At 69.4% G+C, this 13,770-nt stretch carries 12 protein-coding genes and 1 pseudogene; 3 read left to right on the top strand and 10 right to left on the bottom strand.

What is annotated here, in order from left to right:
* Positions 1 to 23: 23 nt before the first annotated feature.
* The 6 genes and pseudogenes from AB0P06_RS13540 to mca form a co-directional block, all read right to left on the bottom strand.
* Positions 24 to 1,559: a long-chain fatty acid--CoA ligase gene (locus AB0P06_RS13540; protein WP_363607413.1), complete on the bottom strand. Its 1,536-nt coding sequence runs from the start codon at positions 1,557 to 1,559 to the stop codon at positions 24 to 26.
* A gap of 2 nt (positions 1,560 to 1,561) precedes the next feature.
* The gene (gene hemA, locus AB0P06_RS13535) at positions 1,562 to 2,851 is read right to left on the bottom strand and encodes a 5-aminolevulinate synthase (RefSeq protein WP_363607412.1); all 1,290 of its coding nucleotides are present in this window, start codon (positions 2,849 to 2,851) and stop codon (positions 1,562 to 1,564) included.
* Between the two features lie 55 nt (positions 2,852 to 2,906).
* The gene (locus tag AB0P06_RS13530; protein WP_363607411.1) at positions 2,907 to 4,490 is read right to left on the bottom strand and encodes a long-chain fatty acid--CoA ligase; all 1,584 of its coding nucleotides are present in this window, start codon (positions 4,488 to 4,490) and stop codon (positions 2,907 to 2,909) included.
* A 1,107-nt stretch (positions 4,491 to 5,597) separates the two neighbouring features.
* A pseudogene (locus AB0P06_RS13525) lies at positions 5,598 to 5,756 on the bottom strand (DUF255 domain-containing protein); the annotation flags it as partial.
* A 42-nt stretch (positions 5,757 to 5,798) separates the two neighbouring features.
* Positions 5,799 to 5,990 (bottom strand): hypothetical protein, encoded by a 192-nt coding sequence (locus AB0P06_RS13520; RefSeq protein WP_363607410.1) that lies wholly within the window; start codon positions 5,988 to 5,990, stop codon positions 5,799 to 5,801.
* 48 nt (positions 5,991 to 6,038) lie between these two features.
* Positions 6,039 to 6,944, bottom strand: coding sequence for a mycothiol conjugate amidase Mca (gene mca / locus AB0P06_RS13515; protein ID WP_363607409.1), 906 nt, complete (start codon positions 6,942 to 6,944; stop codon positions 6,039 to 6,041).
* Positions 6,945 to 7,217: 273 nt separating this feature from the next.
* Between mca and AB0P06_RS13510 the strand changes: the two genes are divergently transcribed.
* Together AB0P06_RS13510 and greA are read left to right on the top strand one after the other, a co-directional pair.
* Positions 7,218 to 7,631: a DUF4307 domain-containing protein gene (locus AB0P06_RS13510; RefSeq protein WP_363607408.1), complete on the top strand. Its 414-nt coding sequence runs from the start codon at positions 7,218 to 7,220 to the stop codon at positions 7,629 to 7,631.
* Between the two features lie 283 nt (positions 7,632 to 7,914).
* Positions 7,915 to 8,415, top strand: coding sequence for a transcription elongation factor GreA (gene greA / locus AB0P06_RS13505; RefSeq protein WP_363607407.1), 501 nt, complete (start codon positions 7,915 to 7,917; stop codon positions 8,413 to 8,415).
* 70 nt (positions 8,416 to 8,485) lie between these two features.
* Here the strand turns inward: greA and AB0P06_RS13500 are convergent, their stop codons facing one another.
* From AB0P06_RS13500 to ilvA, 3 genes are all read right to left on the bottom strand, one after another.
* Positions 8,486 to 9,343 carry an ABC transporter permease gene (locus AB0P06_RS13500; protein ID WP_363607406.1) on the bottom strand — a complete coding sequence of 286 codons (858 nt, stop codon included), beginning with the start codon at positions 9,341 to 9,343 and terminating at the stop codon, positions 8,486 to 8,488.
* A gap of 1 nt (position 9,344) precedes the next feature.
* Entirely contained in the window at positions 9,345 to 10,430 is a 1,086-nt protein-coding gene (locus AB0P06_RS13495; protein ID WP_363607405.1) for an ATP-binding cassette domain-containing protein, read from the bottom strand.
* 212 nt (positions 10,431 to 10,642) lie between these two features.
* Positions 10,643 to 11,854, bottom strand: a complete 1,212-nt coding sequence (gene ilvA / locus AB0P06_RS13490) for a threonine ammonia-lyase (RefSeq protein ID WP_363607404.1) — start codon at positions 11,852 to 11,854, stop codon at positions 10,643 to 10,645.
* Positions 11,855 to 11,976: 122 nt separating this feature from the next.
* Between ilvA and AB0P06_RS13485 the strand changes: the two genes are divergently transcribed.
* Positions 11,977 to 12,462, top strand: a complete 486-nt coding sequence (locus tag AB0P06_RS13485; RefSeq protein ID WP_363607403.1) for a MarR family transcriptional regulator — start codon at positions 11,977 to 11,979, stop codon at positions 12,460 to 12,462.
* On the opposite strand, the gene AB0P06_RS13480 is transcribed toward AB0P06_RS13485, so the two are convergent.
* Positions 12,459 to 13,613 carry a cystathionine gamma-synthase gene (locus tag AB0P06_RS13480; protein WP_363607402.1) on the bottom strand — a complete coding sequence of 385 codons (1,155 nt, stop codon included), beginning with the start codon at positions 13,611 to 13,613 and terminating at the stop codon, positions 12,459 to 12,461. The two genes, AB0P06_RS13485 and AB0P06_RS13480, sit on opposite strands and share 4 nt — an antisense overlap.
* Positions 13,614 to 13,770: the final 157 nt, after the last annotated feature.

Here is a 13,770-nt window from a genome sequence, read left to right as displayed (position 1 = left end):
CCTCAAAGGCCTTTCGTCAGCGGCTACGAGCCAGCGGTCGACCCGTATTTCTCGACGAGAATCCGCTTGAGGACTTTTCCGCTGGGCCCCATCGGGAGAGCGTCCGTGAACTCGACTCGACGGGGGTACTTGTATGCGGCGAGACGCTGTTTTACCCATTCGATGATCTCTTCATCCGATCCCGCGGCGACGTCCTCCGGCCGGGCAGGCACAACAATCGCCCAGACCTCCTCGCCGAGCACCGGGTGCGGCACACCGATCACCGCCACCTGCGCCACGGCCGGATGCCCGACGAGGATCTCCTCGATTTCGCGCGGATACACGTTGTAGCCACCACGCAGGATCAAGTCCTTCTTACGGCCCACGATCGAGAGGTAACCGTCGCCGTCCAGCCTGCCGAGATCGCCGGTGCGGAACCAGCCGTCGACCAGCACCTCGGCGGTGATGTCCGGGCGGCCGAGATATCCGGCCATGACGTTCGGACCGCGCACCACGATCTCGCCCACCTCACCGACGGGCAGGAGATCGATCCCGCCGGCATTCGACCGAGCTATACCGACGGTGATGTCATTGATCGGAACACCGGCTGTTCCGGACCGGAAAGGCAGGCCGGGGTACTGGTAGGCGATGCCGCAGGAGGTCTCGGTCGACCCGTAGCCCTCGTACACAGGACATCCGAACGCGCTTTGGACGTCTTCGAGGGTCTTGACCGGCAGCGCCGCTCCCCCGCTGTACAAGCGGTCGAGCCGGGGAACCTGCTCTCCCCGGGCCACCGCATCGAGCAACTTCACATACATTGTCGGCACGCCCATGAACACCGTGCACCGGTGTTCCGTCATCAGCGCGAGGGCCTCCCGTCCGGAGAACCTCGGCATCATGACAATGGATATGCCGGCGCGGAAGCCGGCCAGCATGACGCAGATCTGACCGAAGCCGTGCGCCAACGGCAGACACCCGAGCAGCACGTCGTCGCTCCGGAACGCGTACGGGGTGGTGACCATCCTGTCGACGTTGTACAGAATGTTCCGGTGGGTGAGCATCACCCCCTTCGGTTCCCCCGTCGTGCCGGACGTGTAGAACACGACCGCGACGTCGTCGGGTTCCCGCGCTGCCTCATCGCCGATCGGCGCCGCGTCCTGTGCCGCGTCCTCCAGGTCGACGGTGCCCGCGGGGCCCGGGCCGACGATGAGGAGCACCGTGCCGTGCGGTTCCACCGCCTCTCTCGCCTGGGCGAGCAACGAGGCGGTGCACACCAGGAAACGGGCATCGGCATCGGTCAGTACGTGATCGATCTCCGACGTCGTCGACATGGCACTCAACGGGATCACCACGGCGCCGGCCGCCAGCACGCCGAAGTACACAGCGGGAAACCGCGGGGTGTCGGCCAGGAGCATGGCGACCCGGTCTCCGGGCCGTACCCCGTTGGCCCGCAGCACGGAGGCGAAGCGACGTGCCTGGTCCCACAGCCACCCGTAGGTGAAGTGCCCGGACTCGTGGATCACGGCGGAGTGGTCGGGCCGCTGCGCCGCCGTGTCGGCCAGCACGTCGGCAACTGACATGGTCACTGCGACAGCAGTTCGTCTTCCGCGGCGGTGCGGGCACCGCCACCGCGGAGCCCGGACGTGGACCAGTCCCGGGCACTCGCGGTCGGGATGTTCAATTCCTTCCAGATTCCCTGGAGAGCGCGGGCGAAGTTCTCGACATCGTTCTGATCGTGCACGGCGGACGGAGCGATCCGCAGGATCTCCTCGCCCGCGGGCACACTGGGGGCGTTGATGGACTGGACGTAGATCCCGTGCTGCTCGAACAGCAACTGGGACGCCCGCTTGCACATCTCGTCATCACCGACGAAGGCCGACACTATGTGGGAGTCCGTCGAGATGAACGGGATGTCAGCCGCGATCAGCAGGCTGTGCAGATGCCGCGCGTTCTCCGAGAGGGTCTTCCGCTCGGCATCGGAGGACCGCAGGTACTGGACCGACGCCAGCGAACCGGCCGCGACCGCCGGCGGCAGCGAGGTGGTGAAGACGAACGAGCGCGCATAGGTCCGCACCGCGTCCACGAGGGCCGCCGGTCCCGCGATGTAGCCGCCGACCGTTCCGAACCCCTTCGCCAGGGTGCCCATCACCACCGTGAACCGGTCCGCGATGCCTTCCCGCGCGGCGACACCGGCGCCCTGCGGGCCGTACATGCCGACCGCGTGGACCTCGTCGATGAAGGTCGTGGCACCGTACCTGTCCGCGATGTCGGCAATCTCGGCGAGCGGCGCGACGTTACCCGACATGGAATAGACCGATTCCACCACGATGAGCTTCGGGCAGTCGGCGGGAGCGGCCGCGATCAACTCTTCCAGGTGGGCGGTGTCGTTGTGCCTGAAGACGTGCTTCTTCGCGCCGCTGTGCCGGAGACCGTCGATGATCGAGGCGTGGTTCTTCGCATCAGAAAACACGACGGTGTCGTTCGGCATCCCCGCCAGCACGGTAAGAGCGCCTTCGTTGGCCGTGTAGCCCGACGTGAAGAGGAGCGCGGCTTCCTTGCCGTGCAGGTCCGCCAGCTCGTTTTCCAGGAGGACGTGGTAGTGGTTGGTTCCACCGATGTTCCGGGAACCTCCGGAGCCGGCGCCATGGACATCGATCGCGGACTGCATGGCCTTGATGACCTGGCGGTTCTGGCCCATTCCCAGATAGTCGTTGCTACACCAGACACTTACTTCCGAATCCACCCCGTCGCGCCGCGCGGTGGCCGCGGGGTAGCTACCGGAACGACGACCGATCTCCAGGAACTCGCGCTTGCTCCCAGCGAGATCGTCAGCGGTTTCCCCACTCCGGTACGATTCCAGGTGAACGTTCATCGACTCGCCTTCTCGACGTAGCAGTTGGATTGACACACGAACCGAAGAGTCCGCGCTAGACGAACTTCGACCGCAGGAGCCCCTTGTCGGGCTTGCCGTTGCTGTTCATCGGCATGGCCCGCACGACATGCACCTTCTCTGGCACGTGGATCGGAGACAGCGTCTCGGCAATTCCCGTGCGGATGTTTTCCACTTCGACCACCTCGGCCGGATCGCATTCGATTGCGGCGTGGATGTGCTCGCTGCCATCCTCGTCCCGCACGCCGTAGACGGCGGCGTGCCGGACACCCGGATGGGAAAGGATTTCCGCCTCAAGAACTATCGGATGAACCTTGACGCCACCGACCTTGATGACGTCGGCCACCCGGCCCAAAAGGGTCAGATATCCTCGCTCGTCGAAACAGCCGATATCTCCGGTGAAATACCAGCCGTCACGAAGAACTCGTGCGGTCAGTTCCGGGTCGCCGTTGTAGCCGTCCATCATCTGGGGCGAGCGGGCGCGAACCTCACCGATCTCCCCCGCCGCCAGCGGCTCACCCGAATCCGAGTTGCAGACGACGACCTCCGCCTCGGGGAAGGGTCGCCCGACGGTGGCCGCGAGCTCCGGGTCGCCGTGCTCCTGAGGTGACAGGGTCGTGATTCGACCGCTCTCACTCGTGGCATACCCCTGTGCCAGAACAGGGCCGAAAAGCCGAAAGGCCTGTGCGATCCTCGCGGGTGCCGCGGGGCTGCCGCCGTAGGCGATCAGCTTCAGCGAGGACAGGCCCGCGGCTTCCACGGCGTCCCTGTCGCGGATCCCCCGCTCAAGCAGGTGGTCGATGAGCTGGAACACGTGCGTTGTCGCCAGGAACGTCCACGAGATCTCCTTCTCCACGGAGACGGTGCGCACGAATTCCTCGACGTCGAAGCTCTCGTGGAGATGGACCGCTCCGCCCAGGGCGAGGGCCGCGTCCGCGAGCGGGGCAACGGCATGGCTCAGAGGGGTCGTCAGCAGTATCGACTCGCAGCCGGCTTTACGACCCTCCCCCATCCATTCACGCATGAGGGCCTCCCACGCGCGGCCCGGCAGCCGGATGCCCTTGGGCTGTCCCGTGCTGCCACTCGTGAAGTTGATGACGGCCAGCGCATCCGAATCCCATGACACGGCGTCCGGGGCACCGGCAGCACCGACCTGGCCGGCCTCACCGCGCTCCCCGAACTGAAGCCGCGTCACCCGGATCCCGCTGCCATCAGCCAGCTCTGTCGCGCGCTCCGAGCTTTCGGCATCGGCATAGACGGTCACTGCTCCGGTGTCGCGCAGGATCTGGATCTGGTGATCCAGCGGAAGGACCGTTGCCTTGGTGCCGGGATTGGTGGTCCGCAAGAAGCACACGGCGCCGCCGAGCAGATGTGTCGCGTACCGCACGGTGAGCATTTCGGGGCTGTTGGGTGCGACCAGAATCGCCACCACATCCCCCTCACCCACCCCGCAATTGCGCAGAGCAAGGAACGTGTCAGTCACGGACCGGACCAGGTCACCACCGGAGAAGGCTTCGCCACGCCAGTAAACGACATCTCGATCCGGCGCGGCTGCGAGCAGCGAGAGGATCTCGGAGACATAACTTTCACTTGCACTCCACCAATGCCCGGGCAGGGTCATGGGACCTTCCTTTGATTTCGCCGAAATATAGCGACGTTATCCGATGGGGCGGTTCGATCCTCGCTGCGCAATTGAAGTAGCGGTAGATCGTTCGACTGGCTACAACGGAGCATCGGAAGATATCCCGATCGGGGTAGCCGTTCGGTGCGCGCCGAACGGCTACCCCGGGCCGCCGGCGCGACCCGGGGAGATGTCTCTTGGTGTACGGACGGGCAGGTCCGCCCTTGGCGAGAGGAGGCGGTGCCGGTGGCGTCGCCACCCGATGCGATCGATGCCGAGGAGGCTGCGACCCGCCGAAGCGTGAACAACTCGCCTCCTGGGTAGCGCAGTTGACGGTGCGAGTGAGGGCCGGGTGGCGAACGGCCACCTCGGCCGGTGATCACGCGGGGAGACGGTCGGCGACCTTCTCGCGAGGACGGCCGGCGGCGATCCGGGGAAGACTGTGCGGGAGGCGTTCCGCATCGAACCGGCTCCGACTTTCCCTGCCAGAGACTCTGTTGGCGAATCATCAGGTGATCTTGGACGCATCGCCGGGGGCCGCGGCCTGCTGCGAGGATGAACACCTTCACGCGGCTCGCTCGCCCGCCAACTCCCGCACCACAAGGGACGAATCGGGCCCCGGAGGCCCGCAGAACGAGAAAGCCGGTGGCGGCTGTGGAGCATCTGCCGTTACATAGATTTGCGGAGACGCCCGACGTTCGTCTCGGACTTCCAGCTGTCCAGCGAGTCCGCGGGTCTCAACACAACAACCCTCACCCCTGGACGGCAGAGACGCTGTGCACGACTGCGGGCGTGGGCGCCTCGTGAGAAGCGTTTGCCGTTCCCCTGTGCACGACGGTCAGGAAGTGGCAGCGGACCGACGAGCGATCCCGGGGCTGCGACCGGGCCCAACCCCTGAACCTCCTAGAAAGGGCACGGTCGACTTCACCTGCAGCCAGCGACAGCTCCGCCCCCCTCGATGCGGCTGGTGTCGGATGCCCTGCCACAACCGTCAGCCGACGGTCCGCTTGGTCTCAATCCCCAGCTGGCCGCCACCTCCTGACTGTGGCGCCCTTGTGTCTCAGATAGACGTGAGAGCTGCGGACTACTCGGTTGACGAGTTCACTGGCACCAGTGACACGCGGCATACCCGACCGAGAGCAGCACCGGCACCCCGCGCCGCCGTGCCTCCTCGAACGCCTCCACTCCCCACGGCCACCAGTCGACCGGGTTCTCGGCGTGCTGCAGCAGATACGGCGAGGTCGCATCGGCGAGGCGGTTCGGCATGCCCCCATCCTCGCGCATCGGCGCCGGTACGGGGGCGGTGTCTCACTCCTTCGGCGGCTCCGGCTCCTCGACGAAGTTGACGCGCTTGAACTGCCGGTTCATCGATTTGGCCAGGAACCAGGTGGCCACGCCGAGGGCGGCGAAGACGACGAAGCCCAGCAGGCCGGGGGTCACCTTGGCGTCGTCGACGGCGAGCGAGGCGGCGAGGTGGGTGAGGTTCACGGGGGTGCTCATCTCTCCATGGTGGCCCGGCTCACGACGAGCCGGGCCACCGGGGGTGGGTCAGTCGCGCGTGTCGGCGGCCTCGACCGCCATGGAGGGGGTGCGCAGGCCGGCGAACAGGTCGTCCTCCGGCAGGTCGGCGTCGATCAGGGTGCGGGCCAGCTCGTAGTCCTCGGTCGGCCAGACCTCCCGCTGGACGTCCAGCGGGACACGGAACCAGGGCCCGTCCGGGTCGATCTGGGTGGCGTGGGCGATCAGCGCGCGGTCCCGGGTGCCGAACCAGTCGCCGCAGTGGACCCGGGTGGTGATCTCGCGCTCCTTGCGGCCGCTCTTCTCCCAGCCCTCGATCCACTCGCCGTACGGCGACTCGTGGCCGTGCTCGGTGAGGTAGGCGTGCAGCGCGCGGATCCGGCCCATCGGGAAGCCGTGGTTGTAGTAGAGCTTCAGCGGCTGCCAGGGCTCGCCGGCCTCCGGGTAGGCGTCCGGGTCACCGGCGGCGTCGAAGGCCAGCATGGTGATCTTGTGGGTCATGATGTGGTCGGGGTGCGGGTAGCCCCCGTTCTCGTCGTAGGTCGTGATGACCTGCGGCTTGAACTCGCGGATCAGCCGGACCAGCGGCTCGGCCGCCTCCTTCACGTCCTGCAGGGCGAAGCAGCCCTCGGGCAGCGGGGGCAGCGGATCCCCCTCGGGCAGGCCGGAGTCGACGAAGCCGAGCCAGGCCTGGGTGACCCCGAGGATCGCGCGGGCCTCGTCCATCTCCTTGCGCCGGACCTCGTGGATGTTCTCCTCGATCTCCGGGCGCCCCTGCAGCTTGGGGTTGAGGACCGACCCGCGCTCACCCCCGGTGCAGGTGGCCACGAGCACGTCCACCCCCTGGTCGACGTACATGGCCATGGTGGCCGCACCCTTGCTGGACTCGTCGTCCGGGTGAGCGTGCACCGCCATCAGTCGCAACTGCTCAGTCAACGCCAGCGTTCCTTCCACAATGTCTGGGCCTTCCGCGAAGTCCGGTCTGCCCATCGTCCGAGCCGCTCAGTTCGGGACCGCGTCACCGCGGGACCGGCCGGGCATGGCGCCGACACGGCCGAGCCCCGCCCCCGCCGGACCGGCCGCGGGCGTGCCCCTCCTATAGTGACGGACTGGAGGACCCTTCCATTCCCCCGCACCACCCCTGGCCCCTGGGGGTACCCTCCGGCCGCCGGGCCGGGGGACGCCCTCCCCAGGAGAGGACTGACCCCGATGAGCGCAGGCACCACCACCCCGCAGCTGCCCGAGGGGCGCTACGGCCGGCGCGGCGACCGCGAGGCGGACCGCCGTCTGAAGGTGGTGGGCGCGGCCTGCGGCGTGCTGCTGCTGGGCCTGGTGGCCTGGCTCGGCGGCTCCTACCTGATCCGCGAGACGAAGATCAACGGCACCGTCCCGTCCTTCGAGGCGGTCTCGGACTCCGAGATGCGGCTGCACCTGGCGGTGCGCAAGGGCGACGGCACGGCGGGCAGCTGTACCGTCCGCTCGCAGGGCGAGGACGGCGCCGTCGTCGGGGTGGCCGACTTCGCCGTACCGGCGGACGGCTCCAGCTACGACGCCGTGGTGAGCCTGCGGACCACCGCCCGCGGCACCACCGCCGAGCTGCTGGGATGCACCCCCGCCAAGTGACCCCCGGCGGTTGCGGCACGCCCGGGCGCATATTCGATCGCGGGAGCGGGAATCCGTAGAGGAGCCCCGCACCATTGCTGTACACCTTGGCGCAATGCTGTCGTCAATGGCGCGCCAACGACCCTCCCGCTTGTCGGCGGGAGTTGTTAGGCTCGTGATTTCGCCCCTTCCGCACCGGATGGTACGGGAGCGGGCGTTGCTTTGTAGTTAAGACCGAAATCACCACCACCCCGGCTGACGACTCACACCCTCAGCACAGCCCCAGCACCTACGAGGAGCACCTGTGACCCAGACCAGCGAACACGTGACCTGGCTCACTCAGTCCGGCTACGACCAGCTCAAGGCCGAGCTGGACCACCTGACCGGCCCCTGGCGCATCGAGATCGCCCAGAAGATCGAGGCGGCGCGCGAAGAGGGTGACCTCAAGGAGAACGCCGGTTACCACGCGGCCAAGGAGGAGCAGGGCAAGTACGAGCTGCGCATCCGACAGCTGACCCAGCTCCTGGAGCGCGCCAAGGTCGGCGAGGCCCCGGCGGACTCGGGTGTGGTGGCTCCGGGCATGGTCGTCACGGTCGCCTTCGACGGCGACGAGGACGACACCATGAAGTTCCTGCTCGGCTCGCGCGAGGTGGCCGGCGACGACGACCTGGACATCTACTCGCCGCAGTCGCCGCTGGGCCGCGCGATCGACGGCAAGACGATCGGTGACGACGCGACGTACGAGCTGCCGAACGGCAAGCAGGCCTCGGTCCGGATCATCGAGGTCAAGCCGTACGCCGGCTGATCACCCGCACCTGACGAGGGCGGCCGCGGAGAGTCTCCGCGGCCGCCCTCGCGGCTGCTCCGGCGGGGGTTCAGGCGCTGGCCGAACGGTACTTGCGCACCGACAGCCAGGAGAACACCGCGGTGATCACCAGCGACCAGAGCACCGACACCAGCGTCGCGTGCTGCATCGGCCAGGCGCTGTCCACCGGGCCGACCTGGTTGCCGAACAGGTCGCGGCAGGCCTGCACGGTGGCGCTGAACGGGTTCCAGTAGGCGATCCCCTGCAGCCAGCCCGGCATGCTGCCGATCGGCACGAAGGCGTTGGAGATGAAGGTCAGCGGGAACAGCCAGATCAGCCCGGCCGAGGTGGCCGCCTCGGGGCTGCGCACCGAGAGGCCGATCAGCGCGCCGATCCAGGAGAAGGCGTAGCCGAGCAGGAGCAGCAGCCCAAACGCGCCCAGCGCCTTCAGTACGCCCTCGTCGGTCCGCCAGCCGACCAGCAGCGCCACCATCGCCAGGACGACCAGCGTGAACGCGGTCTGGCAGAGGTCCGCCAGGGTACGGCCGACCAGCACCGCCGAACGGGCCATCGGCAGCGAGCGGAACCGGTCCACCAGGCCCTTGGTCATGTCCTCGGCGATACCGGCGGAGGCGCCGGCCGTCGCGAAGGTCACGGTCTGGGCGAAGATGCCCGCCATCAGGAACTGGATGTACGTGGACGAGCTGGCCTGCGTCCCGGGGATCTGGATCGCCCCGCCCATGACGTACGAGAACAGCAGCACGAACATCACGGGCTGCATCAGCCCGAACACCACGATTTCGGGTATCCGGGTCATCCGGCGCAGGTTCCGCCGGGCGACCACCCAGGAGTCGTGGAGGATCGCGGCCGCGCCCCGGCGCTGCCGGGGTACCGCTCCGCCGATGGCGTGCTCGGTGGCGGTCGTCATCTCACAGCTCCTTACCGGCCGCGACGGCCTGCTTGTCCGGGCCGGGGCCGGGGCCGGGGCCGTCCCCGCCGCCCGCCGTGCCCCTGCCGCGGCCGCCCCGGCCCCGGCTCCTTTCCCCGCCCTCGACGCCGTTCTCCTCGCCCTCGGCCGCGGCGGCGTGGCCGGTGAGCGAGAGGAAGACGTCGTCCAGGGTCGGACGACGCAGGCCGATGTCGTCGATCTCGATCGACCGGGCGTCCAGCTCGCGGATCGCGTCCGCGAGCACCCGGGCGCCGCCGCTGACCGGGACGGTGATCTTCCGGGTGTTCCTCTCCAGCACCGGCTCGCCCTTGGCGTACCCGGCCAGCGCGGCGACCGCGTCGCCGACCAGTTCGGCGCGGTGCACCACGACCTCGATCCGCTCGCCGCCGATCTGTGCCTTGAGCTGGTCGGCGCTGCCCCGGGCGATCACCCGGCCGTGGTCGACCACGGCGATGTCGTGGGCGAGGCGGTCCGCCTCCTCCAGGTACTGGGTGGTGAGCAGCAGCGTGGTGCCCTGCTCGACCAGGGTCTCGATGACCTCCCAGAGGGCGAGCCGGTTGCGCGGGTCGAGGCCGGTGGTCGGCTCGTCCAGGAACATCACCGGCGGCCGCACGACCAGGGCGGCGGCGAGGTCCAGCCGGCGGCGCATACCGCCGGAGTAGGTTTTGGCGGTGCGGTTCCTGGCCTCGGTGAGGTTGAACCACTCCAGCAGCTCCAGCGCCCGCGCCTTCGCGTCGCGGGCGCTCATCTGGTAGAGCTCGCCGACCATCTGGAGGTTCTCGAAGCCGGTGAGGTACTCGTCCACCGCCGCGTACTGGCCGGAGAGGCCGATCAGGCTGCGGACCTGGTTGGGGTGCTTGAGCACGTCGACGCCGGCCACCACCGCGCGGCCGGAGTCGGGGCGGAGCAGGGTGGTGAGGACGCGCACGGTGGTGGTCTTGCCGGCGCCGTTCGGGCCGAGCAGCCCGAGCACCGTGCCCTCGGGGACGTCGAGGCTGACGCCGTCCAGGGCTCGTACGTCACCGAAGGTCTTGACCAGATTCTCGGCTTGGATGGCTGGCGCCATGGGCCTGTCTCATCTCCTCGAACGACATTCGGACGATGGTGAGTGATCTGCCCCACTCTGCCCGTGTTCGGGCATGGGGGCGACTCGGTTTCGGCGCCCTCGGTCCGCCGGGCCCCAAAACACGATGTATCGCGAGTCTGGCAGCTCGCGATATATCGCGTCAAGGGAGACGGCTCCGCCCTGAGTTCCCTCCGGATCCCGCCCGGCCGGCCCTACTGCGAGACCACGTACCCGGCGTCCCGCAGCTCGCCGATCACCAGGGCGCAGTGCTCCGGCCCCTTGGTCTCCAGGTGCAGGTCCACCTCGACCTCGGTCAGCCCCAGCCGCGGGTCGATCCGCACATGTGCCACGTCCAGCACGTTCGCGTCCACCTCGGTCAGCACCGCCAGCAGGTTCGCCAGCGAGCCCGGCCGGTCCGCCAGCCGCACCCGCAGCGACAGATAGCGGCCGGCCGCCGCCAGGCCGTGCCGCAGCACCCGCTGCATCAGCTGCGGGTCGATGTTGCCGCCGGAGAGCACCGCCACCACCGGCCCCTCGAACGAGTCCGGCTGCTCCAGCAGCGCCGCGACCGGGCTGGCCCCGGCCGGCTCGACCACCAGCTTCAGCCGCTCCAGGCTCAGCAGCAGGGCCCGCGAGAGCGAGTCCTCGGAGACCGTCCGGACGCCGTCCGCCAGGGTGTTGACCACCTCGAACGGGATGTCCCCGGGCCGGCCGACCATGATCCCGTCCGCCATGGTGGCGATGTGCTCCAGCGACACCGGCCGCCCCGCCGCCAGCGAGGGCGGGTACGCGGCCGCGCCCGCCGCCTGCACCCCGATCACCCGCACGTCCGGGCGGAGCGGCTTGACCGCCGCCGCGATCCCGGCCAGCAGCCCGCCGCCGCCCACCCCGACCAGGATGGTGCGCACCTCGGGGCACTGCTCCAGGATCTCCAGCCCGACGGTGGCCTGGCCGGTGACCACGTCCCAGTGGTCGAAGGGGTGGATGAACACCGCGCCGGTCGCTTCCGCGTAGCGCTGCGCGGCCTGCAGCGCCTCGTCCACCGTGGCGCCGTGCAACCGGACCTCGGCGCCGTACTCGCGGGTCGCCGCGACCTTGGGCAGCGGCGCGGCCACCGGCATGAAGACGGTCGACCGGACCCCGAGCAGCGAGGCCGCCAGCGCCACCCCCTGCGCGTGGTTCCCGGCGCTCGCCGCGACCACCCCTCCGGCCCGCTGCACCGGCGAGAGTCCCGCGATCCGCACATACGCCCCGCGCAGCTTGAACGAGCCGGTGCGCTGGAGGTTCTCGCACTTCAGGTGGACCGGCGAGCCGATCAGCGCCGAGAGGTGCCGGCTGCCCTCCATCGGCGTCACCCGGGCGACCCCGACGAGCATCTTCTGGGCACCGCGGACGTCGTCGAGGGTGATCGGCCAGCTCTGCATAACGCCAGCCTACGGCCGCCGCGGCGGCCGGCCGGGGACGCCGGGCCTGTTCCCGGGCCCGCCCGGCCCGCGTACGCTGCTGCCTCTGAGCCTCTCTCACCGCACGACGATCGTGAGCCGCGATGACGACGACCTCGCCCCAGGCCACCGACCGCACCGACCCCGTGCACGCCCAACTCCAGTACCATCTGGCGGTGTTCGCCCGCCGGATGGAACAGGTCCGGACCTCCGACGGCGTCGGCGCGCTGGACCGCGCCGCCTATCTCCTGCTCGACCGCCTGGAGCGGCACGGGCCCGCCAATGTGAAGGCGCTGGCCGACGCCCTGGGCGTCGACTCCTCCACGGTCACCCGGCAGGTCGCCCCGCTGGTGGCGGCCGGCCTGGTCGGCCGGGTCCAGGACCCGGCCGACCGTCGTGCCGTACGGCTCGCACTGACCCCGCTCGGCGCCCGCCGGCTGGCCGAAGTGCAGGACGGACGGGCCGAGTTGACCCGCCGCCTGGTGGCCGGCTGGCCACCCGAGGAACAACGCGCGTTCTGCGCCCTGCTGGCCCGCTTCAACCACGCGATGGAGTCGTACACCGCGGACCGGCCAGGGCGGCAGGACTAACCCAGCGCCTGCCGGAGGTCCGCCAGCAGGTCGTCGATCGACTCGATGCCGACCGAGACGCGGACCAGGTCGGCGGGCACCTCCAGGGCCGAACCGGCCACCGAGGCGTGCGTCATCCGGCCCGGGTGCTCGATCAGCGACTCGACGCCGCCCAGCGACTCACCGAGGGTGAACAGCTCCGCGCGGTTGCAGACCTCGACCGCCGCCTCCTCGCCGCCCTTGACGCGGAAGGAGACCATGCCGCCGAACGCCTTCATCTGCTTGGCGGCGATGTCGTGGCCGGGGTGCTCGGGCAGGCCCGGGTAGAGCACCTGGCTGACCTCGGGGTGGCCGGCCAGCAGCTCGGCGACCTTCTCCGCGTTGGAGCTGTGCCGGTCCATCCGCACGCCGAGGGTCTTGATGCCGCGCAGCACCAGCCACGCGTCGAACGGCCCGGAGACCGCGCCCATCGCGTTCTGGTGGTACGCGACCTCCTCGCCGAGGCCCGCGTCGGCCAGCACCAGCGCACCGCCGACCACGTCCGAGTGGCCGCCCATGTACTTGGTGGTGGAGTGCACGACCGCGTCCGCGCCGAGCGAGATCGGCTGCTGCAGGTACGGGCTGGCGAAGGTGTTGTCGACCACCAGCAGCGCGCCGGCGCCGTGCGCGATCTCGGCGAGCGCGGCCAGGTCGGTGATGCCCAGCAGCGGGTTGGACGGGGTCTCCACCCAGACCGCGCGGGTGTTGGGGCGCAGCGCCTCGCGGACGGTCGCCAGGTCCTGGGTGTTGGCGACGGAGAACTCGACGCCCCAGCGGGTCAGCACCTTGGCGAAGAGCCGGAAGGTGCCGCCGTAGGCGTCGTTGGGGATCACGATGTGGTCGCCCGGCTTGAGGACGGTGCGCAGCAGGGTGTCCTCGGCGGCCAGGCCGGAGGCGAAGGCGAGCCCGCGCGCGCCGCCCTCCAGCGCCGCGAGGCACTCCTCCAGCGCGGTACGGGTGGGGTTGGCGCTGCGGCTGTACTCGTAACCGCCCCGCAGGCCGCCCACCCCGTCCTGCTTGTAGGTGGACACCTGGTAGATCGGCGTGACGACGGCCCCGGTCTGGGGGTCTGCTTCCTGACCCGCGTGGATGGCGAGAGTCTCGAAGCCCTGGGGAAGCTGGTGCTCGGTCATAGCACTGAGGGTAGTGCGCAAATGCGTCGAAGCCCGGTCAGAGCGAAAGCCCGGTGCAGCTCGTCACACCCGGCCGCTACGATCTGCACGCACCGTACACATGTTCACCAGCGCCGCACCCTGCGGCACCCTTCGGGGGAGGACCACCGCATGGGCG

Source organism: Kitasatospora sp. NPDC088351 (assembly GCF_040685575.1).
GTDB lineage: Bacteria > Actinomycetota > Actinomycetes > Streptomycetales > Streptomycetaceae > Kitasatospora.
The sequence above is the reverse complement of the archived record's forward strand: the minus strand, read 5'-3'. Positions and strand labels throughout refer to the sequence as shown.

Bases quoted from the DNA above. Each gene is read 5' to 3' on its own strand.
- AB0P06_RS13500 (WP_363607406.1), bottom strand. From the start codon at position 9,343: ATGACGACCGCCACCGAGCACGCCATCGGCGGAGCGGTACCCCGGCAG.
- ilvA (WP_363607404.1), bottom strand. From the start codon at position 11,854: ATGCAGAGCTGGCCGATCACCCTCGACGACGTCCGCGGTGCCCAGAAG.
- AB0P06_RS13495 (WP_363607405.1), bottom strand. From the start codon at position 10,430: ATGGCGCCAGCCATCCAAGCCGAGAATCTGGTCAAGACCTTCGGTGAC.
- AB0P06_RS13480 (WP_363607402.1), bottom strand. From the start codon at position 13,613: ATGACCGAGCACCAGCTTCCCCAGGGCTTCGAGACTCTCGCCATCCAC.
- hemA (WP_363607412.1), bottom strand. From the start codon at position 2,851: ATGAACGTTCACCTGGAATCGTACCGGAGTGGGGAAACCGCTGACGAT.
- AB0P06_RS13485 (WP_363607403.1), top strand. From the start codon at position 11,977: ATGACGACGACCTCGCCCCAGGCCACCGACCGCACCGACCCCGTGCAC.
- AB0P06_RS13540 (WP_363607413.1), bottom strand. From the start codon at position 1,559: ATGTCAGTTGCCGACGTGCTGGCCGACACGGCGGCGCAGCGGCCCGAC.
- AB0P06_RS13510 (WP_363607408.1), top strand. From the start codon at position 7,218: ATGAGCGCAGGCACCACCACCCCGCAGCTGCCCGAGGGGCGCTACGGC.
- AB0P06_RS13530 (WP_363607411.1), bottom strand. From the start codon at position 4,490: ATGACCCTGCCCGGGCATTGGTGGAGTGCAAGTGAAAGTTATGTCTCC.
- AB0P06_RS13520 (WP_363607410.1), bottom strand. From the start codon at position 5,990: ATGAGCACCCCCGTGAACCTCACCCACCTCGCCGCCTCGCTCGCCGTC.